This is a genomic window from Sciscionella sediminilitoris (assembly GCF_000737195.2).
Classification (GTDB): Bacteria; Actinomycetota; Actinomycetes; order Mycobacteriales; family Pseudonocardiaceae; genus Sciscionella; species Sciscionella sediminilitoris.
Map to the genome: position 1 here is coordinate 59,616 of NZ_JALM01000004.1, position 25,039 is coordinate 84,654.

Consider the following 25,039-nt stretch of genomic DNA (forward strand, 5'->3'; position numbering starts at 1 on the left):
GCTACCGTATGGTGACGGTCGTGGTCAGCGGCAGATCCGTCGCGCAGCGGCCGAGCAGCAGCTCGAATTCCCCCGGTTCATAGCGCCACTCCCCGTCCCAGTGCGCGAAAGCGCGGGCCGGAACCGGAATGTCCACGGTCACGGTCTGCCCCGGACCCGCCTGCAGCGCGGCGAATCCGGCGAGCCAGCGCACCGGCCGGTCCACAGTGGACTCGGCTCGCGCGGCGTACACCTGCGCCACGCACTTCCCGGCACGGGCACCGGTATTGGTCACGGTGGCCCGCACGGTGATCGGCTCTCCCCCGCTGATCGCGGAATCCGCCCGGATGGTGTCGAAGGAGAAGCCGGTGTAGCCGAGGCCGTGCCCGAAAGGCCAGGCGGGCTCGCGGCCGGATCCGAGCCAGGCGCGGTATCCGATGTGCAGCCCCTCCGGATAGCGCAGTTCACCGTCGATCGGGGTGACATCGAGCACCGGGACATCCTCTTCGGCACCGGGCCAGGTGGTCGGCAGCCGCCCGCCCGGTTCGCGGACGCCGAGCAGCACATCGGCGAGCGCGCTGCCAAGTTCCTGTCCACCGAACCAGCCGAGCAGAATCGCGGCGACCTCCGCGCGCCAGGGCATGAGCACCGGGCTGCCCGCCTCGACAACGACGACGGTGCGTGGATTGACCGCCGCCACCGCGCGAACGAGTTCGTCCTGCGCACCGGGAAGCGCGAGGTTCTTCCGGTCGTGGCCCTCACTTTCCACCTCGGTATTGGTGCCGACGAACACCACCGCGGTCTCGGCCTCGCGTGCCGCGTCCACCGCCGCCGCGATGCCCTCGGCCACCGGAACGGCCGCGGTCTCGGTGCCGAGCGTGATCGCCAGCGCCCGCAGCGTCCTGGACAGTTCGCCGATGGTGTACCGCACCGTGAGCTCGACCTCGGCTCCCGCCTCGACGGCGAGCGGGAGGATCGCGCTGGGCGGCTCGAACAGGGCCGCAGCCGGATTGTCCGCATCGACGGCGAGTTCGGTGTCCAGCACGGTGTTCCCGTCGGCGAGCACCTGCACCCGGCCGGCGCAGGCGATCCCTGGCCGGGAGGAGTCCGGCGCCCGGTACCGGGTGCGCAGTTCGAGCACCGCGGCACCCTCGGGTGCGTTGCCCAGCCAGCGCAATGCGGGCGAGCGACGGTTCTCGGTGCGCAGTTCACCCCCCGCCGCGTCGAGAAACCTGGCCCGCAGCCCGGGTTCCCCGGAAACCGGATCGGTCAGCGCATCGAGCGGCAGTTCGGCAATCCCTTGCTGCACCGGAACTCCGCGGCTGACGCTCAGCCGATCCGGGCCGAGCGCCGCGCGCAGGCCGTCGAGTGGACTGGTGACCTGTTCGGGCAGCACGGTGGCGCTGCCGCCGCCCTGGGTGCGTGGCCACAGCGCGGGTTCGCCGATCAGCGCGACCGAGCGTGGCCCGCTGCCGGACCAGGGCAGTTCATCCTCGTTGCACAGCAACACCATGCCGTCCGCGCACCGGTCCCTGGCGAACGCGCGGCCGTCGACCGGGGGCGCGGCCACGGACGATTGCCCGTCCTCGAGCGCGCCGACCCGCGCGGCCAGCCGGAGCAGCCGCAGTACCTTCTCGTTCACCGCCTGCTCGGGGACCCGGCCGTCGGCGACCGCTTCGACAAGGGCGGCGCCCCAGGCTCCCTCCGGCCCGGGCATGACCAGATCCTGCCTGGCGCGGGCACTGGCCTCGGTACTGCGCACCGCCTGCCAATCGGAGACGACCACCCCGTCGAAACCCCATTCCCGGCACAGCGGATCCTCGAGCAGCGGGTGCTCGGTCATCGTGGTGCCGCCTACCGCGTTGTAGGCCGACATGACCAGCCAGCTGCCCGCTTCGGTGACCACCGTCTCGAACGGTGCCAGGTACAGCTCGCGCAGGGCACGGTCATCGAGGACGACCGAGGCGGTCAGCCGTTCGGTCTCGAAATCATTGGCCACGAAGTGTTTCGGGCTCGCCGCGACACCGTGGTCCTGCAGTCCGCGGACATAGCCCGCGGCGATTCGCCCGGTCAGCAGCGGATCCTCGGAGAAGGCCTCGAAATGCCTGCCGCCGAGCGGACTGCGGTGCAGATTGATCGTCGGGCCGAGCACGATGTGCACTCCCTTGCGCCACGCCTCGGCGGCGAGCACGATGCCGTACCGGTAGGCGGCCCCGGGGTCCCAGCTCGCCGCGAGCGCGCTCGCCGAGGGCAGGCTCAGCGAGGGTGAGCGTTCATCCCAGGTCTCCCCGCGTACCCCGGACGGACCGTCGGACAGCACCATCCGGCGCAGCCCGATGGCCGGTTCGGCGTGCGTGCTCCAGAAGTCCGCGCCGGTGAGCAACCGCACTTTGCGTTCCAGGCTGAGCTTTCCCAGCAGGGCACGGAGCTTCTGTTCATCAGGCATGGCCTCGTCCTTGTCGGCTACGGCGGCGGGCACGACCGGTGAAAGCCTACCCGCGGCGGCGAGTAGTCCGTTGCCGTGCCCGGGCGCATCACCGGCCGGGGTGATTTCCCGTCCCGGAATCGTCAGCCGAGCCCGCACAAAAGCTGCACAAGGGATCCAACGAAGACTTTCGTGGCAAAAGTCTTCATTTTGGACTTCGCATTTTGACGCGTAGCATCGAGTCATGCGCTCTTGGTTGCCGAAACGGATCGGCGGACCGTCCCACCGCGATCTGGAGGACGTTCTCCTCGATATCGGCCGCTTTCTACGACCGGCGGCTTCGACGGGCGACGATTCCCGAATGATCCTCGAAACCTCGGCTTCGGTCGATGATTCCTTTTACCGGGATCGCTGGAGCCACGACCGGATCGTCCCGTCGACCCACGGGGTGAATTGCACCGGTTCGTGCCGATGGCTGGTTTATGTGAAAGACGGGATCATCACCTGGGAAACACAGGACACGGACTATCCGAGCGCCGGGGTGGACCGTCCGGCCTACGAACCACGCGGCTGCCCGCGCGGCGCCTCGTTCTCCTGGTACGAGTACTCCCCGAACCGGGTGCGTTATCCACTGGTTCGCGGGGTGCTGCTGGACGAGTTCCGCCGCGCACGGCAGCACCACGGTGACCCGGTCCTCGCGTGGCGCGCGGTTGTCCGCGATCCCGCCGTGCGGCGCCGTTATCAGCAGGCCCGCGGCAAGGGCGGATTCGTCCGCGCCTCCTGGGAGGAGGTCGTGGACCTGGTCAGCGCCGCGTACGTGGACACGATCGGCCGGTACGGCCCGGACCGGATCGCCGGCTTCTCCCCTATTCCGGCGATGTCGATGGTCTCGCATGCGATCGGCGCCCGGTTCCACGCCCTGCTCGGGGCGCCGATGTTGTCGTTCTACGACTGGTACGCGGACCTTCCGGTGGCCTCGCCACAGGTGTTCGGCGACCAGACGGATGTTCCCGAATCGGCCGATTGGTGGGATGCCGCGTATTTGCTGCTCTGGGGTTCGAATGTGCCGGTGACCCGAACGCCGGACGCGCATTTCCTCACCGAGGCGCGTTATCGCGGGCAAAAGGTCGTCGTCGTTTCACCGGATTACGCCGACAGTACGAAATTCGCCGATGAATGGCTCGCCGCCGCCCCAGGAACCGATGGTGCCCTGGCGGTCGCGATGGGACACGTGATCCTCCGGGAATTCTTCGTCGAGTCGACGCACCGGTTTTTCACCGACTATGTGCGCAGGTACACGGATCTTCCGTTTCTGATCTCGTTACGCGAATGCGACGGCCGGCTCGTCGCGGGGAAGTTCCGCACCGCGGCGGACACGGCATCGGACGATCCGGACGGCGCCTGGAAACCGGTGTTCTTCGACGAGTCCGGCCAGGCCGTCGTGGTACCGAACGGTTCGCTCGGGTTCCGCTGGCAGGACACCGAGCCGGGGCGATGGAACCTGGATCTCAAGGGACGCACGCCGATGCTCGGCCTCGCCGGGCACCACGCCCGCGAGTGGGCATCCGTGTCGTTGCCCCGGTTCGACGCGGCAGCCGGCGCGGGCACCGTGTTCGAAGCACGGGTTCCCGTGGTGCGCCTGGCCGATGGGCAACCGGTCACGACCGTATTCGATCTGTTGCTGGCCCAGTACGGCGTAGCACGGGAGTCCGGGGAACGCGGGTACGCCGATGCCGAGCGGATGGGGACCCCGGCCTGGCAGGAAGGTATCACGGGGATCCCGGCGGCACGGGCGATCCGGATCGCGCGGGAGTTCGCCGATACCGCGCTGCGCTCCGAGGGCCGCTGCATGATCGTGATGGGTGCGGGCACGAACCACTGGTTCCACTCCGATCAGACCTACCGGACCTTCCTGACCCTGTTGCTGCTCACCGGATGCCAGGGCCGCAATGGCGGCGGCTGGGCGCATTACGTCGGCCAGGAGAAGGTGCGTCCGCTGACCGGCTGGTCCAGCCTCTCCGGAGCCGCCGACTGGTGCCGCCCCTCCCGGCAGGGCATCGGAACCGGGTTCTTCTACACGCATACCGGACAGTGGCGGTACGACACGGTCACCGCCGACACACTGCGCTGGCCGGGCGGTCCGGGAACACTCGCCGGTGCGAGCTCCATCGACTGCCTGGCCCGGGCGGTGCGCCACGGATGGGTGCCCGGCCAGCCGGGATTCGACCGCAACCCGCTCGACCTGGCCGATCATGCGGCGGGTTCGGGGCGGTCCGTCGAGGACTACGTGACCGCGGAACTGGCCGCGGGACGGTTGTCGTTCGCGAGCGCGGATCCGGACGCCGAGGAGAATTGGCCGCGGATCCTGACGGTGTGGCGGTCGAATCTGATCGGTTCCTCGGCCAAGGGGAACGAGTACTTCCTGCACCATCTGCTCGGCACCGGCGCGCCGCCGCAGAACCCGGAACTCGACGCCGACCGGCGCCCGCGGGAGGTGCGCTGGCACGCGGAAGCCGCCTCCGGGAAGCTGGATCTGTTGCTGTCCCTGGATTTCCGGATGACCAGCACAACGCTGCACTCGGATGTGGTGTTACCCGCGGCGACTTGGTATGAGAAGCACGATCTGTCCTCGACGGATATGCACCCCTTCGTGCACTCCTTCAACGCCGCGGTCGCCCCGCCCTGGCAGGCACGCACCGACTTCGATGCCTTCCACGCCATCGCCAAGCGGTTCAGCCGACTGGCGGGCGAATATCTCGGTACCCGCCGGGATGTGGTCGCCACTCCCCTCGGGCACGACAGCCCCGACGAACTCGCCCAGCCCGGTGGCACCGAACCGCTCGCCGGGACGGGACGGCCGGGACGGACCCTGCCGCACCTGACGGTCGTGGAACGGGATTATCCCGCGGTGGCGGCGAAACTGGCCACGATCGGCCCGCTGCTGGACAAGCGCGGGGTGACGGCCAAGGGGTGGACGGTGGAGGTCACCGAGGAATTGCACTGGCTCGGTCAGGCGAACGGCACCGCACCGGCCGGAGAGGACGGCATGCGCCCGCGGATCGACACCGACCGGCGGTTCGCCGATGCGATCCTCGCCCTGTCCGGAACCACCAACGGACGCATCGCGCAGGCCGGGTTCGCCAAGCTGGAACAACAGACCGGCCGCGCGCTGACCGGTCTCACCGAGCACGGCCACCGGGTCACCTTCGCCGATACCCGGTCACGACCGGCCACGGTCGTCACCAGCCCGGAATGGTCCGGGGACGAATCCGGCGGGCGCCGCTATGCCCCGTTCACGATCAACGTCGAGCAACTGAAGCCCTGGCACACCCTGACCGGGCGGCAGCATTTCTTTCTCGACCACGACTGGATGAGCGAGCTCGGGGAGAATCTTCCGGTCTACCGCCCGCCACTGGCGCTGGCCGCGCTCGACGGTCACCCCGAACCCGGGACGTGCCACGGCAATGCGGTCGTGGTCCGGTACATCACGCCGCACTCGAAATGGTCCATCCACTCCACCTATCAGGACAACCTGCACATGCTCACCCTTTCCCGCGGCGGGCCGACCGTCTGGCTGAGCCCCGCGGACGCGAGCGGCATCGGGGTGGCCGACAACGAGTGGGTGGAGCTGGTCAACCGCAACGGAATCGCGGTGATGCGCGCGATCGTGTCGCACCGGATGCCCCGGGGAACGGCCTTCGTCTATCACGTTCAGGAGCGCACGGTGAACACACCCAGGGCCGATTCGAGCGGGCGTCGCGGCGGCATCCACAACGCACTGACCCGGCTGTTGCTCAAGCCGACGCATCTGATCGGCGGCTACGCGCAGCAGAGTTTCGCCGCCAACTATCACGGGCCGACCGGAAATCAGCGGGACGAGATCGCGATGATCCGGCGGCACAGCCAGGAGGTCGACTACTGATGCCACCGAACGGAGGGCGCCGATGAAACCCATGGCACAACTGGCGATGGTGATGAACCTGGACAAGTGCATCGGCTGCCACACCTGCTCGGTCACCTGCAAACAGACCTGGACCAACCGGGCGGGCACCGAGTACGTGTGGTTCAACAACGTGGAAACCCGGCCGGGGCAGGGATATCCGCGCCGGTACGAGGATCAGCGACGGTGGCGCGGTGGCTGGCGGCTGGACCGGCGCGGGCGGCTGCGCCCGGCATCGGGCGGGCGGCTGCGCAAACTGGCGAATCTGTTCGCCAATCCCGATCTGCCCGCACTCGACGACTACTACCAGCCCTGGACCTACGACTATTCGATGCTCACCACCGCGCCGCTGGGCGAGGACTCGCCCACCGCCGCCCCACGCTCCAGCGTGACCGGCGCACCGATGTCCGTCCAGGCCGGGCCGAACTGGGACGACGATCTCGGTGGCGCCCCGGAAAACGGGCATCTGGATCCGGTGATCGGGAAACTGCGCGAACAGGTGGGCAGCCGGATCGCGTTCGAGTTCGAGCAGGCGTTCATGTTCTACCTGCCACGCATCTGCGAGCACTGCCTCAATCCGTCCTGTGTGGCCTCCTGTCCCTCGGGTGCGTTGTACAAACGCATCGAGGACGGCATCGTGCTCGTGGACCAGCAACGCTGCCGTGGCTGGCGGATGTGCGTCAGCGGCTGCCCGTACAAGAAGATCTACTTCAACCACCAGACCGGGAAAGCGGAGAAGTGCACCTTCTGCTATCCGCGGATCGAGGCCGGACAGCCGACGATCTGCTCGGAGACCTGTGTCGGCAGGCTGCGCTACATCGGTGTCGTGCTCTACGACGCGGAACGGATCACCGAGGCGGCCAGCGTCCCCGACCCGCAAGGGCTCTATCCGGCCCAGCTCGAGGTGTTGCTGGACCCGAAAGATCCGGAAGTCGTCCAGGCAGCCGGGGAAGCGGGCATTCCCGCCGACTGGATCACCGCGGCACAGCACTCCCCCGTCTACGCGCTGATCGCCGAGCACCGGGTCGCGCTGCCGCTGCATCCGGAATACCGCACCCTGCCGATGGTCTGGTACATTCCGCCGCTGTCCCCGGTCACCGACGCAGTCGCCGAAACCGGATTCGACGGTGAGCACACCGGGAATCTGTTCGGGGCCATCGACGCGCTGCGCATCCCGGTGGAATACCTCGCCGAACTGTTCACCGCGGGGGACCCGGACCCCGTACGGCGCAGCCTCCGCACCCTGGCTGCGATGCGCGGCCACATGCGTTCGGTGAATCTCGGCGAGACTCCGGACACCGAGCCGCTGCGCGAACTCGGCTACGGGGAGGACCGGATCCGTGCGCTGCACCGGCTACTCGCCCTCGCACCGTACGAGGAGCGCTACGTGATCCCGTCCGCCGGAGCCGGCCAGGCGCACGATCTCGAAGCCATCGCCACGACCTGCAGCCTCGACACCGAAGGCGGACCGGGTATGGCGCCCGTGTCCGATGTGGACCTCGCCAGCTGGAAGCCCGGTGAACGTCCCGCCGGACTGTTCCCCACCCTGCCCCCACGTTAGGACCGGCCTTGTCCGTACCCGCGAAAGCCATCGCCTTCCAGACCGCCGCCTGGTGCCTGCACTATCCGGACCAGCGGCTCTACGAGCACGCCGACATCCTCGGCCGCTGCCTGGACACCGTCGGTCCCTGGGCACCGGCCGAGCGGATTCAGGCGGTACTGCAACACATCCGCGCCGATCCGCACGCCGGACAGCACTATCTCGAGGTCTTCGACACCAGCCCACGCCGCGGCCTGTACCTGACCTGGTTCGTGCACGGGGACACCAGGAACCGCGGTGCGGCACTCGCCGAGCTCGCCGGCCGCTACCGGGCACACGGATTCGAACCGGCACAGGGCGAACTCCCCGACTACCTGCCCGCCGTCCTGGAATTCAGTGCCCGCACCGATGCGCGCAAAGCCGGGCTGCTCACCGAATTCCGCCCGGCACTCGAACTGCTGCACGCCAACCTCGGCCGGTTCGGCACCCCGTACACCGAGGTACTGGCCGCCGTCCTGGAACTTCTCCCCGCCACATCCGGGAGACTCCCCGAACCACCTCCGGTCGAACAGGTCGGGCTCACCGCCTACCCGATCCGCCCGGGAGCCGCGCTGTGATCACGCTGCTGCTCTGGGGAGTGCTGCCCTACCTCACCCTTGTCGTGTTCCTCGGCGGCCTGATCTGGCGCTACCGCTACGACCGCTTCGGCTGGACGACCCGGTCCAGCCAGCTGCACGAGGCGCGGCTGCTGCGCCTCGCCAGCCCGCTGTTCCACTTCGGACTGCTGTTCGTGATCGGCGGGCACATCCTCGGCCTGCTCATCCCGGAATGGTTCACCCGCGCCATCGGTGTCACCGAGGCCAACTACGTGATCGTCTCGATCGGGATGGGCAGCATCGCGGGTCTCGCCGCGCTCAGCGGGCTCGGAATGCTGATGTGGCGCCGCATCCGCACCCCGGCGGTCCGGAAAGCGACCACCCGCAACGACATCGCCACCTACGTCCTGCTCGGGTTCGCGCTGCTGCTCGGCACCATGACCACGATCATCGACAACGGGTTCCGCGGCGGCTACGACTACCGGCAGACCGTCGCGCCCTGGTTCCGCGATCTGTTCACCCTCACTCCCGCGCCGGAGCTGATGAGCCATGTCCCGCTCGACTATCAGCTGCACACGCTCCTCGGCATGGCACTGTTCATCCTCTGGCCGTTCTCCCGCCTGGTGCACGCGCTTTCCGCACCCGTGCACTACCTGTTCCGGCCCTACATCGTCTACCGCTCACGCGATGCCGCCCGCCTGACGAACCAGGCCGCGCACCGTCGCTGGCGGTAGACTCGGAGGGTATGGGCGGATCGTCTGGGCATTCGGAACACGAGGGGTACACCGAACACGCGGAGCACTCCGAGCACGAGGACATCGCCGCGCTCGAACAACTCACCCGAACCCTTGTCGGGGTGGTACTCGACAGCCTCGAGGCGCTCGACGGCCGTCTCACCGTGCCCCAGTTCCGGCTGCTGCTGACCCTGGACTCGCTCGGCAAGACGACGTCCTCGCAAGTGGCGGGCACCCTCGGGATGTCCGCGCCGTCCATCACACGGCTCGCCGATCAGCTGGCCGCCAAGGGACTCATCGTCCGCGGCGGGGACCGCACCAACCGGTCCATCGTCACACTCGGCACGACCCCGGCGGCCCGCGAGCTGGTGGCCGCCGTTCTGGCCCGCCGGCAGGCCCAGCTCGCCACGATGCTCAATCACCTCGACCCGGCCGATCGGGCAGACCTGACCCGCATCGTGCGTGGTATGACCGGCACCGGCCGACCGGGTCCGGTCACCGGAAACAGCCCACTGCCGCTGTGACCGCGGCACCGCCCGTTATCCGGAGTCGTAGGTCGGATAGTGCTCGATCTGGCCGAGGGTGTCCGGATTGCACGCGGCGAAGGAAAGCTTGTCCGGGGTGCAGACATAGGTGCCTTCACCGTTCTCCCCGCGTTTCTCATCGCCGGGCGGCGGCGTGTTGCTCGGCGGTGGCGGGGCGGCCCCGATCGTCAACGTGACCGTGGAACCCTTGTCGAGGCTCGCCGCCGCGCCCGGGTCGGCCCGCACCACCCGGTCGATCAGCGATGGATCACTGACCGGGGTGCGGTCCGGAGCCGTGACCGCCCGCAACCCGAGCCGGTTCAGCTCGCTGCTGGCCGCCTCGGGGGTCTGCCCGTTCAGGTCGGAGGGAACCGCCACCCGCTGGGCGGGCGCCCCGACATAGACCGTGACGGGACTGTCCGGACCGAGCGTGGCCCCCGGCCGAGGATCCGTGCGCAGCACCGTGCCGACCTGACCGGTCTCGCACGGAGCCGGCGCCCCATCGGCGCCGGGCTGACAGGGCACCTGCCGCCGGCGCGGGACCAGCCCCAGTTGCCGCAGCTGTTCGGTGACCGCGGGCTGCCGCTTGCCGTCCAGCTTCGGCAGCGTGACCCGCTCCTGCCCGGACGAACCGAACACCGTGCCCGCAAGCCAGACCACACCGACGAGCACGACCACACCGAGCAGCCCGAGCAGGATCGGTTTCCTGCGCCGCGCGGACACCACCACCAGTTCACGCCCCGGGCGCGCCCCGGACCCGCGCCGTGCCGGATCGGGCAGCGGGGTCTCGGCCAGCACCTCCATCAGTGCCGAGCGCAGCACCGACGCCGACTGGTACCGCTCGTCCGGATTGCCCGCCAGCGCGGTGCGCACGATCGCGTCCAGCCGCGGGCCGAGCAGGCGATGCCAGCTCGTCGGCGGACCACCCGCCTCCGGCGGCACCCCGACCAGCAGCTCGAACAGCAGGGCGCCCGCGGCGTACACGTCCTCGCTCACATCCGCATCGCCGGCGCCCGACACCGTGGCGAAGTCGAGTACCTTCACCGCTCCGTGCTTGTCGAGCATCACCTTCGCGGGGCTCAGCGCGCCGTGCCCGAGGCCGTTCCGATGCGCGAACTGCAGCGCCACACAGACATCGGCGACGATCTCGAGCGCCCGCCGTCGTGGCAGCGGCCCATCGGTCGCGAGAACCCGGCGCAGCGTGCGGCCGTCGACGTACTCGAGCACCAGGTACGGGAGGGTGCCCTCGGCCGTACCCTCGTCCCCAGTCGCGCTCGCTTCCCTAGCCGCGCTAGCTTCCCCGCCCGCGCTCGTCTCCCCGGCCGTGCTCTCGTTCTCGGCCGCACCGGTCTCCCCCGCGTCATAGCAGGCCACGATCGCCGGATGGGTCAGGACGGCCACATGCTCGGCACGGCGGCGGAATCGGGAACGCAACGTTTCGTCGTGGATCAGGTCCTGGCGCAACAGCTTGATCGCGACTTCCCGATCGAGCCGAGTGTCCTGGGCATGCCGCACCTCGGATGTGCCACCACGCCCGATCACCTCGCCGAGCCGGTAGCGCTCGCCGAGCCATTCCGTCTCGCTCACGATGTCTCCTCGCTGACGCTCGTCACCATCGCTCGCACGGCTGCTGTGTTTCCTGGTTCGCTCGCAAGCTCGCTCACGATGTCTCCTCGCTGACGCTCGTCACCATCGCTCGCACGGCTGCTGTGTTTTCCGGTTCGCTCGCAAGCTCGCTCACGATGCCTCCTCACCGGCGTTCGTCACCATCGCTTGCCCAGCACAGCGGCCGAACCCATCTCCCATGACATCCGCGCCGACAGTATGCCGCAACCGGAGCGGGTGCGATACCGAACCGCCGGGCGGCGGAGGCCGATCGCGGAGACCTTTCTGCAGAATCATCTTTGCAAAGAAACCTCTGCACAAGAACCTCTGCAAAGAATCTTCTGCGGAAGTCCCCGACCGCCCCGGAGCCATTCCTGTTCCGTGTCGCGGAACAGCGCGTTGCCCAGAGCATCGAGGACCGGCCACCGTACAGGAACCGCGCCGAACCGCCCGCGCGTGCGAACCGCCATGACCCGAAGGACCGTGATGCACGCATTCCCCGCGATCCACACGCCGATCCCGCCCGCCATTCACCCGGCGGCCGAACGCGTGAACGCCCACACCGCCCGCTGGGCCGGGGAATGGGACCTCGGCGAACCCGAACACCGTTCGCACCTGGTACGCCAGGACCTCGGCGGGTTCGCCGCACGCATCCTTCCCGGAGGCGCCGAACCGGTCCTGGAGATCCTCGCGGACTTCGTCCTGTGGTTGTTCACGGTCGACGACAACTGGTGCGAGCAGGGCGTGACCTCGAGACGTCCCGGTGAGCTCGCCGGAATGCTTTCCCGGCTGTTGCGGGCGGCCCAGGCCCCCGAGACACCGATCCTGCGCACCGATCCGCTCGCCGCGACGCTGCGCGATCTCCGCAGGCGGCTGGACCGGACCGGCAGCCCCGAGCAGGTCGCCCGCTGGGTGGACGCGCTGCGCGAATACTGCCTCGCCGTCGTCTGGGAAGCCCAGCACCGCAGGAGCGAAACCGTGCCCGAACTCGACGACTACGTCCTGATGCGGCTGTACAACGGCGCGACCAGTCCCATCTATCCACTGCTGGAGATCGGCAACGGCTACGAACTGGCCGCGCGCGAACGCAGCCATCCGCAGGTGCGCACCGCCACCGAGATGGCCTCGTTCGTCATCTGCTGGGACAACGATCTCTATTCGCTGGCCAGGGAGAACACCGGCCGAGTCCTCAATGCCCCCACGGTGACGGCGCAGCACGCGCGGGTTCCACTCGAACAGGCGATCGCCGAGACCATCGGCCAGCGCAACGAGGTGCTCACCCGATTCCTGGAACTCCGCGACGAACTCGACCACGAGGCGAGCCCGCGGCTGCGCCGGTATCTGCGCGACCTGGCCACCTTCATCCGCGCCGCCCAGGACTGGACCCTCGGTTCCGCCCGCTACGCCGGATCCGTGCCCGCCATCACCGCCCCGCTGCGTGATACGCCCGCCGCCTCGACCGGAAGGCCGATCGGAATCCCCGCCCTCGCCGGGTGGTGGGAGACCGAGCGGTGCCCGGCCGAACCCGCTTGCTAGGCTGTGCCGCCAGCTCTACTAAGGCAATTAGTAGAGAGCCTATAAACCCCGGTAGCCCACGGAGTGATGTGCATGGCGGCGAAGGAAAAGCGCTCGGCGGCGCGGCGGCGGACCGGTCACGCGGTTCTGCTGGCCACGACAGTGCTGTCCACGACCCTGGTCGCCGGGACCTCCGCGAGCGCCGACCCACAGCAACCGGGTGACGCGGCGGGCAAGCTGCGCGAGCTCGCCAAGCGTGCCGAGGTGGTCACCGAAGAGGTCAAGCAGGCCAAGGAGAACTACGCGGCGCACCAGGACGAGCTGCGCCGGGCCAAGGCGGACACCGCGGCGGCCGAGCACACGGTCGCCCAAGCACGGCAACGTCAGGAGGCGCTGCGCGGCAAGGTCGACCGGCTCTCCGCCTCGGCCTACGAGGGCACCCCGCTGAGCAATGTTTCCGTGCTGATGACCAGCGAGACACCCCGTGCCCTGCTGGACCGGGCCTCCGCGCTGAACGTCCTCGCCGATGACAAGAAGTCCGCGCTCGACTCGTTCTCCGCGGCGACCTCGGCCGCCGAGAACGGGCAACGACAGGCGAGCGCCGCACGGGACCGGGCCGCGAAGGCGGTCACCGAGGCCGGGAAACAGCGTGCCCAGCTGGTCGCCCGGAAGAAGGCCATGGACGCCGAGATCGCCAAGGTCCGCAGCCAGTACGACTCGCTCAGCTCGGCCCAGCGCGCCGAATACGCGGGCCCGGACAGCGATGTCGGACCGCTGGCCGGATCCGGTGCGGCGATCGCGGCGGTGAACGCGGCACTGGGCAAGCAGGGATCCCCCTATGTGTTCGGTGCGAAGGGACCGTCCACCTTCGACTGCTCCGGGCTCGTGGCGTGGGCCTACCGCCAAGCGGGCGTGTCGGTACCCGCGGGGACCCAGTCCCAGGTCGGATTCGGCCGTGCCGTCTCGGAAAGCGAGATGCGCCCCGGGGATGTGGTGTTCTACTACAGTTCCGCCAGCCACGACGGGATCTACATCGGCGGCGGCAAGGTCGTGCACGCCCCGACCGAGGGACAGAACGTGAAGGTCGCCGACTACCGCAGCATCGGGGACGTGCACTCGGTGCGCCGCTTCACCAGCTAGCCGCACCACCAGCCGGGCTCAGCGCCACCGCACACCGCGCTTCGGCGGCGGGGTCTGCTCGCTGCGCGGGGTGACCAGCGGCGCGCCGTCCACGAACACCGCCGCGATCCCGGGAAGATCACCGAGCTCGAAGCATTCGAGCACATCCTCGCCGGTCGAACCGGTGATCGGGCCGAGCACGAGCAGATCGGCCGGTGCGCCGGGTTCGAGCACCCCGGTATCGAGCCCGTGTGCCCGCGCGGTCACCCCGGTGGCCGAGGCGACCGCGGCGACCGGATCGAGTCCGCACAGCGAGGCGAGGAAACAGACGTTGCGCAGCATCCCGCGCGGGATCACCCCGGTTCCGCCCGGGGTGTCGGTGCCGAGGGTGAGCCGGTCGGCCGCGCCCTGTCCGATGAGCTCGGTCACCACCAGCTTGGTGGCCCGGTGGTTCATCGAGCTGCACACCTCGAGGGCGACATCCGGGAGTTCGCGCGCCATGCGGAGGATGTCCTCATCCGGTGCGGGAATCGGGCCACCGGAGATGTGCCCGATGACGTCGGGGCGCACCGTTTCGGCGATCTCGAACCCGGCCACCCGGCTCGATCCGGAACGGGAGACCCCTCCGGAGTGCAGCTTGACGGTGATTCCCCGTTCCCGCGCCCATTCCCGGTAGCGCACGGCTTCGCCATCGAGCAGCCGGTTCCAGTCGTAGAAGATGAACTTGGCCTGGTCGATGCCCTCGGCCGCGGCCCGGTCGAAGTGTTCCTCGGTCATTCCCGGCACGAGCAACAGGGTTCCGGCGTCGACCTTCACCCCGGAGGGGCGCGCCCGGCCGGTGGTGTGCTTCGAGGTGATCGCGATGGAGAGCACCAGTTCCGGGGTCAGGGCGGTGAAATCCAGCCCCGGGATGTGCAGTTCTCCCGCGGACACCATGGATGTCGTGCCGCCGTGCAGGTAGTTGTGGATCCAGCCGGTGCTGTTCTGCGCCGGGGTCCACTCCCCGAAGGTCGGGTGCACGTGCCCGTCCACGAGGCCGGGGATGACATCGAGCCCGCCTGCCGAGAGCACCCGGTCGGGACTGGGGTGATCGGTGCCGATTCCGGCGACGATCCCGTCCTCGATCAGCAGCGTGGTGTCCCTGATCGGTGACCGGCCAGGGCTTCCCGGCACCAACACCCCGATGTCCTCGATCAGCAGTACGGTCATGTGTCGTCCCTCGTTTCCGTCTCGTTGCCCACCTCGAGTACCGCTTCCACGATTCCCTGGTAACCGGTGCACCGGCAGATGTTGCCGGAGATGGCCTCGCGCACGCCTTCCTCGGTCAGCGGCTTCCCGGATTCGTTGTCCTGCAACAGTTCCGTTGCCGTGATGAGGAACCCGGGTGTGCAGAACCCGCACTGCAGACCGTGTCTGCGGGCCAGGCATTCGCGCAGCGGGCGCGCTTGTTCCCCGAGCCCCTCGACCGTGGTGACCTCCCTGCCGTCCGCCTGCGCGGCGAGCATCAGACAGGCGCGCACACTGCGACCGTCGACGAGCACCGAACAGGCCCCGCACACACCGTGTTCGCAGCCGAGGTGGGTACCGGTGAGCCGCAGTTCCTCACGCAGAAAATCGGCGAGGCTGAGCCTGCCCGCCACGGTGCGGCGGAACCGGGCACCGTTCACCGTCACCTCGATCGGGATGTCGGTCATGCGTTCTCCCCCGCCCGTTCGGTCGCCGCTTCCGCTGCTTCGCTGATCGCGTTGGCGCACAAGGCTTTCACGTATTCGGTGTCCGGATGCGAGGGTTCGGCACGGGCCGCGAACCGCCTGCCGAGGCTTTCCCACAACCGCGGTCCGGGAAGCTCGCCGAGTACCGGAGCGGTTCCCTCGCGCTCATCGAAGAGCAGTGGCCGGTCGGCCGCGTTGAGCAGCCCGATGCGCAGCCCGGCGATCCGCCCGTGCGCATCCAGGCTCAGCAGCACCCCGGCACCCGCGAGCGCGTAATCCCCGTGCTGGCGAGCGTATTCCACGAATCCCCAGCCCTGCCCGGACCGGATCGCGGGCACCGTGATCCAGGTGACCAGCTCATCCGGCTCAAGGGAGTTCGCGTAGAAGGAGACGAACAGTTCCTCGGCGGGCAGTGCTCGTTTACCGCGCGCCGCGGATTCCACGTGCACGGTCGCGCCGAGGGTGACCGCGGCCAGCGGCAGTTCGGCCGCGGGATCGGCGTGGGCGAGCGAACCACCGATGGTGCCCTGATTCCGGATGCCGAGGTGCCCGATGTGCCCGGCGGCGGCGTGCAGCAAGGGCGCCCGCGCGGCGATGAGCGGATCGGTCTCGCACGTGCGATGCCGCACCAGCGCGCCGAGCACGAGCGCCTCGGTGTCGTCGAAGACCCGGGCCAGTTCGGCGAACCGGCCGATGTCGAGCACCGTGGCCGGGCGGGCCAGCCGCAGATTCATCAGCGTGAGCAGGGATTGCCCGCCCGCCAAGGGTTTCGCGTCCGGGAGGGTGGCGAGCCCGTGCAGTGCCTCGCCGATGGATTCCGGGCGGTGGTAGGTGAATTCCGCGGGTTTCACGCGAGCACCGTCACCTTCTGCAGCGCAGCGTGGATCGGTCCGGGATCCAGCGGTGTCGCTGCGCAGTGGATCCGGCCGTCCAACGCGTCGTCCACCGCGGCGGCGATCGCCGGGTAGGCCGCGATCGTGCCGCTCTCCCCCGCACCGCGGGCCCCGATGGGATTCTCCGGGGTGTCCACGTACAGGTGCGCGACCGCGACGTTCGGCACATCGGTGCTCAGCGGGAGATGGTAGGCGGCGAAGGTGGTGGACAGTGGCTGGCCCGAGGGCGCGTAACCGTACTCCTCGAACAGGCTGCCGCCGATCCCCTGTGCCACACCGCCGAGGATCTGGCCGCGCACGATCTCCGGGTCGAGCTCGTTGCCGCCTTCGTGGGCGACCGCGTACCGCAGCACGCTGAGCATTCCGCTGCGCCGGTCCACGGCCACGATCGCCGCGTGCACACCCATCGTCCAGGTCACGGTCCGCGGCCGGTAGGTCTCGGTCACGTCCAGCGCCGTCGGATCACTTCGGGTGTGTGCGGCGAGCCCGCCGAGGCCGATCTCGGTTTCCCCGCGGCGGAAAACCCCGCCCGCGTATTCGGCAGGACCGCCGAGCACCACCTCTGCGAGTGCGCGGGCGCGCTCGAGCAACCGCAGTGCGCCGTTGTGCACCGCGGATCCGGCGACCACCGCCGAACGGCTGGCGAAGGTGCCGATGCCGTCGGGCAGCCGTTCGGTATCGGTGGGCCGGTAACGCACCCGGTCCTCCGGGATGCCGAGCGCCGTCGCCGCGACCCTGCCGAACACGGTGGCATGCCCCTGTCCGGCGGCCGCGGCCCCGGTGGACAGTTCCACCGCGCCGTCGTCGAGTACCCGCAGCCGCGCGGTCTCGTACGGTCCGCGCGCGGTGGCCTCGAGATAGCAGCCGAGCCCATAGCCGAGCAGGGAACCGGGATGCTCCGCGCTCAGCCGTTCGCGTTCGGTCTCCGGGAGTAGTTCGCGCACCTTGTCGAGGCAGGCGCGGTAGTTCCGGCCGTCGTAGACGATCGGTTCCCCGTCCCGGTACGGAATCGGGCGCGGATAGGGCAGATCCGCCTCGGTGAGCAGGTTGACCTCGCGGATCCGCGCGGTCCCGATACCGAGTTCGGCGGCCGCCGCGTCCAGGGTCCGTTCCAGCGCGAAGGCCGCTTCGGGTCGTCCGGCGCCCCGGTACTGCGCGACGATCGTCTTCGTGGTCAGTACCGCGCGCCCGGACATCCGCATCGCGGGGATCCGGTACGGGCCGAGCGCGTGCACCGCGGTGTTCGCCACGATTCCGGCCACCCACAGGCTTCCCGCGCCGACGTCGACCAGGAACTCATCACCGAAGGCGAGGATCCGGCCCAGCTCGTCCACCGCGAGCCGGGTGCGGTGCACCTGGTCGCGGCCCTGTGCGGCGGCGAGCAGATGCTCCTGGCGGTCCTCAATCCAGGCGAGGTCGAAACCGGTCTGCCTGGCCAGTACGGCGAGCACGATCTCTTCCGCGTAGACGTTCGCCTTCGTGCCGAAACCACCGCCCACATCGGGGACCCGCACCACGATCTCGTGCTCGGCCCAGCCGGTGACGGTGCGGACGGCATTGCGCACCAGATGCGGTATCTGGGTGGAGGTGGTCAGGTCCACCCGCCCCAGCCTGCGGTCCGGGCGGGCCACCACACCGCGGGTTTCCAGTGGCACCGCGCCGTGGCGCCCGATCCGGTACTCCCCGGACACCACCCGGTAGGCGCTCGCGAACGCGCTCTCCGGGTCGCCGAAGGAGTATCCGATGCGTGCAGCCTCGTTGTCCGCCAGGTGCTCGTAGAGCGGTTCGGCATCGAGCGCGGTGGCCGCTTCGGTGACCGGTGCGCGGCCCCGGTAGGACACGGTGACCGCCTCGGCCGCGTCCTCCGCGCGGTACCGGTCGGTGGCGATCAGCACCGCGATCGGCTGGCCGACGTAGTGCACGCGTTCGGTGGCCAGCAGGGGAATCCGCTGCTCGGCCATCCGGAAACCGGTCGCCTCCGCGAAGGCCGGGTTGGGCGTGGTCAGCACCGGAAGCCGCGCCCCGTCCAGGCCGAGATCCGCCGCCGTGTACACGCCGAGCACCCCCGGCATGGCGCGGGCCGCGGCGGTGTCGATGCCGAGAATGTCGGCGTGCGGTTCGGTCGAGCGCACGAACACCGCCTGGTGCGCGCCCTCGGCCGCGTCCGCGGCGAACCGGCCCTGCCCGGCGAGCAGCGTCCCGTCTTCGACACGTGCCATCAGCGCAGCCTCTTTTCCCAGCGCCACAACAGGATCGAGATCACGAAGGCGACCGCGATGAGCAGCACCACGGTGGCCACCATGACCGGATAGTCGCCGTGGTTGTAGGACTGCAGCACGACCCGGCCGAGTCCCCTGCGGGTCGCGAAGAACTCGGAGAGCACCACGCCGACCACCGAAAGGCTCACCGCGAGCCGGATCCCGGCCAGCAGCGGTCGCCGGATCGCCGGCAGGATCACGTAGATCAGCTTCTGCCAGGGGTTCGCCTGCACCGCAGAGGCCAGTTTCCAGTACACCCGCGGCATTTCGCGCACCCCGGTCGACACGTTGATCAGCACCGGGAACAGCGCGAACAGCACGCCCATCGCGACCTTCGCCCCGATGAGGCCGAACAGCGGGAGCAGCACCGGATACAGCACGATCTTCGGGATCCCGTTCAGGATCACCAGCAGCGGTTCGAACCACAGCCGCGCCCATTCGGAAAGACCGAGCCCGAGCCCGATCAGCCCGCCGAGCAGGGTACCGATCAGGAACGCCTGGAACACCGACTGCGCGGTCACCCGGAGGTCGAAGATGTACGAGGCATCGGTGAGATTCGTGCCGAGCACCTCGAGGGTGCGGACCGGGGCGGGGATCACGAAGGTCAGGCTCGAACACAGCTGCCAGGCGAGGACCACCACGACGAACAGGGCGAGCCCGCCCACGAACTGGTTGTCCAGCAACCGTTTCGGCGTCCTGCCCCGGCTCGGTGCATGAGCGGTCATCGGCGGCCTCCCGTGGCCAGCACCCGCTCCACGCCCTGCAGGGACAGTGTGATCGCGCAGGACAGGACGAGCACCGCGAAGATGTAACCGAACATCTGCTCGCTCTCGAAGGTCTCGTACAGATAGCGGATCCGGTAGCCGAGCCCGGCCTGTGCGGTGGTGAACTCCATCGCGATGGCGCCGATCAGCGAGTACACCACGCCCATCCGCAGTCCGGCGATCACGAAGGGACCGGCCGCGGGCAGCGCGATCGAGAACAGGGTGCGCCGTGGCCCCGCCCCGACCGAACGGGCGAGTTTCAGGTACACCGGCGGGATCCCGTTCAGCCCGACCGTGGTGTTCAGCGCCATCGGGATCATCGCCATCACCGAGGCCAGGATGACCACCGAGCTCGCGTTGATCCCCACGAGCACGATCATCACCGGGTAGAACAGCACCAGCGGCACCGCGTAGAACGAGACCAGATAGGGCTCGAACGCCCGCCCGACCCTCGGCAGTTTCCAGAACAGCACCCCGGCGAACAGCCCGAGCGTGCAGCCGAACACGATGGACAGCAGCACTTCGAGCGCGGTTCGCCCGAGATCGCCCCAGAACTCGCCGGTGCCGAGCAGCCGCCCGAACTCGGCGAGCACCGTGGACGGGGCGGGCACATCCGCCTCGCTCCACAGGCCGAGCGCGGAACAGACCTGGAAGATCAGCCCGAGCACAACGATCAGCACCACGGTCGCCACCGCGCTCGTGGCCCCCTTGCCCAGCCGTCGGCGCCGCCGCACCGGTTGCCGCGCAACGGTTTCCGCTCGTTCGGTAAGCCGCAGTGTCATGACCGCGCGGCTTCCTGTTGCTGGAACCCGCGCATCGATTCGGCCTGCAGCACCGACCAGATCCGGTTGTGCAGTTCGTTGAACTCGTGGCTGGACACGATGGCCGGGTCGCGCTGTGCGGGCAGGTCGACCTCGACGACCTCGAGGATCCGGCCGGGCCGGTAGGACATCACCCACACCTGCTGGGAGAGCAGGATCGCCTCGGAGAGGTCGTGGGTCACGAACACGACGGTCTGCCCGGTGCGCTCCCAGATCCGCCGTACCTCCGCGCCGAGGAAGATCCTGGTCTGCTGGTCGAGCGCGGCGAACGGCTCGTCCATCAGCACCACCTCGGGCTCGACCGCCAGTGTCCTGGCCAACGCCACCCGCTGCCGCATCCCGCCGGAAAGCGTTGTGGGGTAAGCGTTCTCGAACCCGCCGAGGCCGACGAGCTCGATCGCCTCGCGGGCCCGCCTGCGCTGTTCGCGCTTGTCGACCCCGTTGCACTGCATGGCGAACCGGACGTTGTCCTCGACGGTGCGCCAGGGCAGTGTGGAGTCCTCCTGGAACACCACGCCGATCGAGGGGTCCGGCCCGGTGACCGTCTTCCCGCCGATGGCCACCTCGCCCGAACTCGGCCGCTGCAGCCCGGAAATCACGGCGAGCAGGGTGGATTTCCCGCAGCCGCTCGGTCCGACCACCGAGACGAAACTGCCGTCGGGCACGTGCTCGGTCACCGATTCGACCGCGTGCACCGCGCCATCCGGTGTGTCGAACCGGACGGACACCTCGGACATCTCGATACCGCTTGGTTTCATCATGTCTCCGATCCGGGAACAGGTCAGCCGAACGCCGAGGTCCGCAGCTCGGCTGGCAGGTAGCGCTGGTCGAGGGTGGTCCGCCAGTCCACGGGGTGCTCGATGAGACCGCCGGAGACCATCAGATCCGAGAGCCGGCGCAGGCCCTCCGGGTCCACCCGGAGCGAGTACCCCTTCGCCAGGTCCGGGGTGTCGTTCAGGGCCCGCGTCATGGTCGGCACGGACACCCCGGTCAACGGGGCGAGCGCCTTCGCCGCGGCCGCCGTGTCGTGCACGACGAAGTCGTCGAGTCTGCGCACCACGCGGAAGAACGCGCGCAGGTTCTCCGGTTTCTGTTTCGCGTAGTCGTTGTTCACCGCGACGAGATCCGCGGGCAGGTCACCGAGTACTTTGCGGGCATTGACCAGAATCTGGGCACCCTGCTGGATTTTCTCGGTGGTGAACGGCTGCATCGACCAGCCGGCGGTGATCTTGCCCGCGCGTGCGGCCGTCCAGTTGTCGCCCATCCCGCCGACCGCCTGGGTGTCCACGTGCAGCTTGCGCTGCAGCCCGCGCACGAGCAGTTCGGTCGAGGAGCCGCCGGAGCTGTAACCGAGCGTCGGCTTCGGCGGATGCTGCCCGCGCGGGGCGATCCAGTGGAAATCGTTGAGCTGGAACCACGGCGCGACCACGGTGAGGTTCGCACTGTGCTGCCGGGAGGCGAGCACCACCGAGGTGTTGCCCGCGATCGCCAGATCCGCGTCCCCGGTGGTCAGCACCCGCAGCGTGTTCCCGCCGCCGCCCCCGGAATAGAGACTGACATCGAGGCCCTCCTTGGCGAACCAGCCGTTGTCGATACCGACCTGCAGGATCGCCATGAACGGCAGGCTGTCGGTTCCGGTCGCGGAGATGTTGAGCCGGTTGCCGCCACTGTGCCCGCCCGGACCGTCCGCCTCGTTGACGCACCCGGTCGCGGCCAGCAGCAGCACGAGGGCACCGAGCAGTACCCGGATCGAACGCGCGGTCCTGGTCATGACGCATCCGATCGCCGCACCCGGAAGAACCGGGACAGTTCGAGCCCGAGCGCGACGCTGCCGAGTACGACGGCGAGCCGCATCGGGTTCGGGGCGGGTGCGGAAACCTCGCCCGCGGGAGCTGTTGCCGGGGCCGCCGTCACCGGCGCGGTGCTCCCGTCCGCCTCGGTCACCGGGCGGTGCAGCGCGGGCGGGGCGCCCGGGGCCGCACTGCCCGGGGCAGGAAAACCTGTCTCCCGCATGGCTGTGTCACCTGCTCGGCTTCTCACTCGCTCCGCTCCTCACTCACCGTCCGTCGAGATGCTCGCTCGATCGGCGCCTTCGCGCACCCGTTCACAGCTGGTCGACGAGTCCGGCGAAGGTCCTGATGGTGCCCGCCCTGCTTTCCCCCGGCCGGACGAACGGCACGATCGAGACCTGGTCCACACCGAGGGATTCGATGTCCCGCAACCGTTTCAGGCATTCCTCGGGAGTACCGGCCAGTGCGAACAGGTCGACCAGCTCGTCGGGGACCAGATCGGCGTGCGCGGCCTCGGTGTCCATGTGGTGGTAGTAGTCGTAGGACTCGCGGATCCGGTTCACCTCCGCTTCGAGCTCCGGATCGATGGGCGCCGGGAGCGGGCGGATGCACACCCGGGACACGTGCGCGCGCACCAGATCCCTGGCCCGCGTCCGGTCGGTGTCGATCGCGGTGGGGGTCCACAGCACGATGCGCAGATCCGCCAAGGTGCGCCCGCTTTCCTTGGCCCCCTCCTCGATGGTGCGCAGCGCGCCCTCGATGAACTCCGGGGCGGTGCCCACGAGCACGATCACCCCGTCGGCGATCCGCCCGGAGAGTTTCAGGATCTTGGGCGCGGAAGCCGCGATGTAGACCGGGATCCGGGCGGGCTCGGACAGATAGTTCAGGTGGTACCCGGCCCCGCTGTCCGGTTCGGTGACCGTGTTCCGCGCGAACAGCTCGCGCAGTTCACCGATCGAGGCCTCGAGTTCGGCGAGCTTCTGCGGTTTGAGTCCCATGGTGCGCAGCGAGGAATCCCCGGTGCCGATCCCGAGCACCACGCGGTTTCCGGTGTATTCCGCGAGCGTGGCCCAGGAGGAGGCCAGCACGGAGGGATGCCGGGTCACGGCATTGGTGACCCCGGTGCCGAACACGATGCGTTCGGTGCCCACGGCCGCCGCCCCGAGCACGGTGCTCGATTCCCGCCAGATGTTCTGCGAATCGCCGATCCAGACGTTGTCGTAGCCGAGTGACTCGGCCAGATGGACGTAGTCGCGCATCGCGCCGACCGGCTCGGTCGGGAACAACCCGACACCCTTGCTCAGCATGTTCCGGCTGCCTTCCTGCGTCACCGCGGTGGCGCATCACTCTTCGACACTGAAGTTGGCAGATACTGTATCTTGTATCCGAAATCCAATACCAGGGTTTTCTGCGCCGAATTTGCCGCGAACCCCGGCGAACCGGCGTCCACCAGGGCGAAGGAGGCCGAATGGAACTGGTCAACGAGTTCTCGGTAGCGGCGGAGCTCGCCGCGGCGTGGTCCGTGCTGACCGATGTGCCCGCCGTGGCGTCCTGTCTCCCGGGGGCGAGCATCGAGGAACAGGACGGCGCGCGGTACCGCGGACGGGTCGAGGTGAAGGTGGGCCCGGTGAAGCTGGGCCTCGCCGGTGCGGCCACGGTGCTCGAACAGGACGATCAGCGGCACCTGCTCGTGGTACGCGGCTCCGCCAAGGACGGCACCGGTCAGGGCAGCGCCGAGGTCACGATCACCATGCACGCCCGGGCCGGGGCGGCGGGCACCACGGATGTGCGCGTCACGACCGAACTCGAGCTCGGCGGGCGCATCGCGCAGTTCGGCAGTGGGGTGATCAGCCAGGTCAGCGGCCGGATCGTGAAGCAGTTCGTCGCCCGGCTGGACGCGCTGCTGCGCGGCGAGAACGAACCGGCGGCCGCACAACCGGCACCGTGCGGGCGGCGCACACTGCCGCGTCCGGAGCTCGCCAGGACCGGGCTGCTCGCGCTCGCCGGGCTCGTCTTCGGCCTGGCGCTGGGCCGGGCGCTGAACGGCTGAGGCCGGGCCTATTCGGCGAGCGCCTCGCGGATGTGATCGATGGAGCGCTTGCGGTGTTCGTGGTTGAGCGCGATGACCCGGTCGGTGTCCCGTTCCGCCATCGCCTCGGTGATCAGCACGTGCTCGGTGTTCACCTTCGACATGTCCATCAGCTCCGCGTACAGCGGGCGGTAGGCATCGGCGGTGTTCCACAGCTGCGCGACGATCCGCTTGGCGCGTTCCATCGAACTGCGCGCGAAGGTGAGCTCGTGGAACCGGCGGTTGGCCACACCGAGCGCGATCAGGTCGGATTCCTTCGCGGCCTCGTCCATCTCGGCCATCGCCTCGCGCATCTGGGCGATGTCCTCCTCGGTGACCTTGGGCATCGCGTCCCGGATGAGCTCGGCCTCCAGGACATCGCGCAGGTGGAAGACCTCGGCGAGCTCGTCCAGGGTCAGCTTGGTGACCCGGTAGCCCATGTGCGGGGCATAACTGACGTACTCCTCGGCCTCGAGCCGTTTGAGCGCCTCACGGATCGGGATCCGGCTGACGTCGAATTTCTCCGCGACCGCGTCCTGCACGATCACGCTGCCCGGCGGCCGCTCCCCCGTGGTGATCTCGTGCCGCAACGCCTCGAAAACCGCCTGCTGCGCGGTCTTCGGCCGGACGAAAGCCGTCTCACTCCTGCTGTGCGCGGTCTGCTTGCCCATGGCCCCTGACGGATCTGCTCATAACGCTCGGTGGACGGGTGGTTGCTGGATAGTTTATCCGATATCGCCGGTGTCGGTGTACGAG

21 protein-coding genes are annotated in these 25,039 nt (G+C 69.1%); 8 read left to right on the forward strand and 13 right to left on the reverse strand.

What is annotated here, in order from left to right:
* Position 1: 1 nt before the first annotated feature.
* Positions 2–2,563: a beta-glucosidase family protein gene (locus AD72_RS01650; RefSeq protein WP_231644704.1), complete on the reverse strand. Its 2,562-nt coding sequence runs from the start codon at positions 2,561–2,563 to the stop codon at positions 2–4.
* 85 nt (positions 2,564–2,648) lie between these two features.
* On the opposite strand from AD72_RS01650, the gene AD72_RS01655 reads away from it, so the two are divergent.
* From AD72_RS01655 to AD72_RS01675, 5 genes are read left to right on the forward strand one after another with little or no spacing between them, the layout of a single operon-like run.
* Positions 2,649–6,326: a nitrate reductase subunit alpha gene (locus AD72_RS01655; protein ID WP_031464543.1), complete on the forward strand. Its 3,678-nt coding sequence runs from the start codon at positions 2,649–2,651 to the stop codon at positions 6,324–6,326.
* A 22-nt stretch (positions 6,327–6,348) separates the two neighbouring features.
* The gene (gene narH / locus AD72_RS01660) at positions 6,349–7,905 is read left to right on the forward strand and encodes a nitrate reductase subunit beta (RefSeq protein WP_031464544.1); all 1,557 of its coding nucleotides are present in this window, start codon (positions 6,349–6,351) and stop codon (positions 7,903–7,905) included.
* Between the two features lie 8 nt (positions 7,906–7,913).
* Entirely contained in the window at positions 7,914–8,501 is a 588-nt protein-coding gene (narJ, locus tag AD72_RS01665; RefSeq protein ID WP_031464545.1) for a nitrate reductase molybdenum cofactor assembly chaperone, read from the forward strand.
* Positions 8,498–9,214 (forward strand): respiratory nitrate reductase subunit gamma, encoded by a 717-nt coding sequence (gene narI, locus AD72_RS01670; protein ID WP_197284854.1) that lies wholly within the window; start codon positions 8,498–8,500, stop codon positions 9,212–9,214. The genes narJ and narI overlap by 4 nt, the downstream gene beginning before the upstream one ends.
* Before the next feature lie 11 nt (positions 9,215–9,225).
* Positions 9,226–9,738: a MarR family winged helix-turn-helix transcriptional regulator gene (locus tag AD72_RS01675; protein ID WP_082468717.1), complete on the forward strand. Its 513-nt coding sequence runs from the start codon at positions 9,226–9,228 to the stop codon at positions 9,736–9,738.
* A 15-nt stretch (positions 9,739–9,753) separates the two neighbouring features.
* Here the strand turns inward: AD72_RS01675 and AD72_RS01680 are convergent, their stop codons facing one another.
* Positions 9,754–11,325, reverse strand: coding sequence for a protein kinase domain-containing protein (locus AD72_RS01680; RefSeq protein WP_031464548.1), 1,572 nt, complete (start codon positions 11,323–11,325; stop codon positions 9,754–9,756).
* Between the two features lie 486 nt (positions 11,326–11,811).
* On the opposite strand from AD72_RS01680, the gene AD72_RS01685 reads away from it, so the two are divergent.
* Positions 11,812–12,879 (forward strand): terpene synthase family protein, encoded by a 1,068-nt coding sequence (locus AD72_RS01685; RefSeq protein ID WP_031464549.1) that lies wholly within the window; start codon positions 11,812–11,814, stop codon positions 12,877–12,879.
* 72 nt (positions 12,880–12,951) lie between these two features.
* Positions 12,952–13,998 carry a C40 family peptidase gene (locus tag AD72_RS01690; RefSeq protein ID WP_031464550.1) on the forward strand — a complete coding sequence of 349 codons (1,047 nt, stop codon included), beginning with the start codon at positions 12,952–12,954 and terminating at the stop codon, positions 13,996–13,998.
* Between the two features lie 18 nt (positions 13,999–14,016).
* On the opposite strand, the gene AD72_RS01695 is transcribed toward AD72_RS01690, so the two are convergent.
* From AD72_RS01695 to AD72_RS01740, 10 genes are all read right to left on the reverse strand, one after another.
* A complete protein-coding gene (locus tag AD72_RS01695) occupies positions 14,017–15,186 on the reverse strand; it encodes an amidohydrolase family protein (RefSeq protein WP_031464551.1) in 1,170 nt (389 codons plus the stop codon).
* A complete protein-coding gene (locus AD72_RS01700; protein ID WP_037344560.1) occupies positions 15,183–15,671 on the reverse strand; it encodes a (2Fe-2S)-binding protein in 489 nt (162 codons plus the stop codon). Before AD72_RS01700 ends, AD72_RS01695 begins: the two co-directional genes overlap by 4 nt.
* Positions 15,668–16,540 carry an FAD binding domain-containing protein gene (locus tag AD72_RS01705; protein WP_031464553.1) on the reverse strand — a complete coding sequence of 291 codons (873 nt, stop codon included), beginning with the start codon at positions 16,538–16,540 and terminating at the stop codon, positions 15,668–15,670. Before AD72_RS01705 ends, AD72_RS01700 begins: the two co-directional genes overlap by 4 nt.
* A complete protein-coding gene (locus tag AD72_RS01710) occupies positions 16,537–18,801 on the reverse strand; it encodes a xanthine dehydrogenase family protein molybdopterin-binding subunit (RefSeq protein ID WP_031464554.1) in 2,265 nt (754 codons plus the stop codon). Before AD72_RS01710 ends, AD72_RS01705 begins: the two co-directional genes overlap by 4 nt.
* A complete protein-coding gene (locus AD72_RS01715; RefSeq protein WP_031464555.1) occupies positions 18,801–19,565 on the reverse strand; it encodes an ABC transporter permease in 765 nt (254 codons plus the stop codon). Before AD72_RS01715 ends, AD72_RS01710 begins: the two co-directional genes overlap by 1 nt.
* Positions 19,562–20,386 carry an ABC transporter permease gene (locus AD72_RS01720; RefSeq protein ID WP_051897719.1) on the reverse strand — a complete coding sequence of 275 codons (825 nt, stop codon included), beginning with the start codon at positions 20,384–20,386 and terminating at the stop codon, positions 19,562–19,564. The genes AD72_RS01715 and AD72_RS01720 overlap by 4 nt, the downstream gene beginning before the upstream one ends.
* A complete protein-coding gene (locus tag AD72_RS01725) occupies positions 20,383–21,162 on the reverse strand; it encodes an ABC transporter ATP-binding protein (protein WP_231644705.1) in 780 nt (259 codons plus the stop codon). Before AD72_RS01725 ends, AD72_RS01720 begins: the two co-directional genes overlap by 4 nt.
* A 44-nt stretch (positions 21,163–21,206) precedes the next feature.
* Positions 21,207–22,196 (reverse strand): ABC transporter substrate-binding protein, encoded by a 990-nt coding sequence (locus AD72_RS01730; RefSeq protein WP_031464558.1) that lies wholly within the window; start codon positions 22,194–22,196, stop codon positions 21,207–21,209.
* Positions 22,193–22,438 (reverse strand): hypothetical protein, encoded by a 246-nt coding sequence (locus AD72_RS01735; protein ID WP_037344563.1) that lies wholly within the window; start codon positions 22,436–22,438, stop codon positions 22,193–22,195. The genes AD72_RS01730 and AD72_RS01735 overlap by 4 nt, the downstream gene beginning before the upstream one ends.
* A 91-nt stretch (positions 22,439–22,529) precedes the next feature.
* Positions 22,530–23,522, reverse strand: a complete 993-nt coding sequence (locus AD72_RS01740) for an LLM class flavin-dependent oxidoreductase (RefSeq protein WP_031464559.1) — start codon at positions 23,520–23,522, stop codon at positions 22,530–22,532.
* A 161-nt stretch (positions 23,523–23,683) separates the two neighbouring features.
* Here AD72_RS01740 and AD72_RS01745 point away from each other — a divergent pair, with 161 nt between their 5' ends.
* A complete protein-coding gene (locus tag AD72_RS01745; protein WP_031464560.1) occupies positions 23,684–24,265 on the forward strand; it encodes an SRPBCC family protein in 582 nt (193 codons plus the stop codon).
* An 8-nt stretch (positions 24,266–24,273) separates the two neighbouring features.
* Here AD72_RS01745 and AD72_RS01750 read toward each other — a convergent pair whose 3' ends face one another.
* Entirely contained in the window at positions 24,274–24,954 is a 681-nt protein-coding gene (locus AD72_RS01750; protein ID WP_031464561.1) for a GntR family transcriptional regulator, read from the reverse strand.
* Positions 24,955–25,039 lie beyond the last annotated feature (85 nt).

What these genes read in the sequence shown, in the direction of transcription:
- AD72_RS01715 (WP_031464555.1), bottom strand. Translation starts at nt 19,565, where the DNA reads ATGACCGCTCATGCACCGAGCCGGGGCAGGACGCCGAAACGGTTGCTG.
- narH (WP_031464544.1), top strand. Translation starts at nt 6,349, where the DNA reads ATGAAACCCATGGCACAACTGGCGATGGTGATGAACCTGGACAAGTGC.
- AD72_RS01720 (WP_051897719.1), bottom strand. Translation starts at nt 20,386, where the DNA reads ATGACACTGCGGCTTACCGAACGAGCGGAAACCGTTGCGCGGCAACCG.
- AD72_RS01695 (WP_031464551.1), bottom strand. Translation starts at nt 15,186, where the DNA reads ATGACCGTACTGCTGATCGAGGACATCGGGGTGTTGGTGCCGGGAAGC.
- AD72_RS01725 (WP_231644705.1), bottom strand. Translation starts at nt 21,162, where the DNA reads ATGTCCGAGGTGTCCGTCCGGTTCGACACACCGGATGGCGCGGTGCAC.
- AD72_RS01675 (WP_082468717.1), top strand. Translation starts at nt 9,226, where the DNA reads ATGGGCGGATCGTCTGGGCATTCGGAACACGAGGGGTACACCGAACAC.
- AD72_RS01655 (WP_031464543.1), top strand. Translation starts at nt 2,649, where the DNA reads ATGCGCTCTTGGTTGCCGAAACGGATCGGCGGACCGTCCCACCGCGAT.
- AD72_RS01740 (WP_031464559.1), bottom strand. Translation starts at nt 23,522, where the DNA reads ATGCTGAGCAAGGGTGTCGGGTTGTTCCCGACCGAGCCGGTCGGCGCG.
- AD72_RS01690 (WP_031464550.1), top strand. Translation starts at nt 12,952, where the DNA reads ATGGCGGCGAAGGAAAAGCGCTCGGCGGCGCGGCGGCGGACCGGTCAC.
- AD72_RS01685 (WP_031464549.1), top strand. Translation starts at nt 11,812, where the DNA reads ATGACCCGAAGGACCGTGATGCACGCATTCCCCGCGATCCACACGCCG.
- AD72_RS01745 (WP_031464560.1), top strand. Translation starts at nt 23,684, where the DNA reads ATGGAACTGGTCAACGAGTTCTCGGTAGCGGCGGAGCTCGCCGCGGCG.
- AD72_RS01700 (WP_037344560.1), bottom strand. Translation starts at nt 15,671, where the DNA reads ATGACCGACATCCCGATCGAGGTGACGGTGAACGGTGCCCGGTTCCGC.
- AD72_RS01730 (WP_031464558.1), bottom strand. Translation starts at nt 22,196, where the DNA reads ATGACCAGGACCGCGCGTTCGATCCGGGTACTGCTCGGTGCCCTCGTG.
- AD72_RS01710 (WP_031464554.1), bottom strand. Translation starts at nt 18,801, where the DNA reads ATGGCACGTGTCGAAGACGGGACGCTGCTCGCCGGGCAGGGCCGGTTC.
- AD72_RS01735 (WP_037344563.1), bottom strand. Translation starts at nt 22,438, where the DNA reads ATGCGGGAGACAGGTTTTCCTGCCCCGGGCAGTGCGGCCCCGGGCGCC.
- AD72_RS01750 (WP_031464561.1), bottom strand. Translation starts at nt 24,954, where the DNA reads ATGGGCAAGCAGACCGCGCACAGCAGGAGTGAGACGGCTTTCGTCCGG.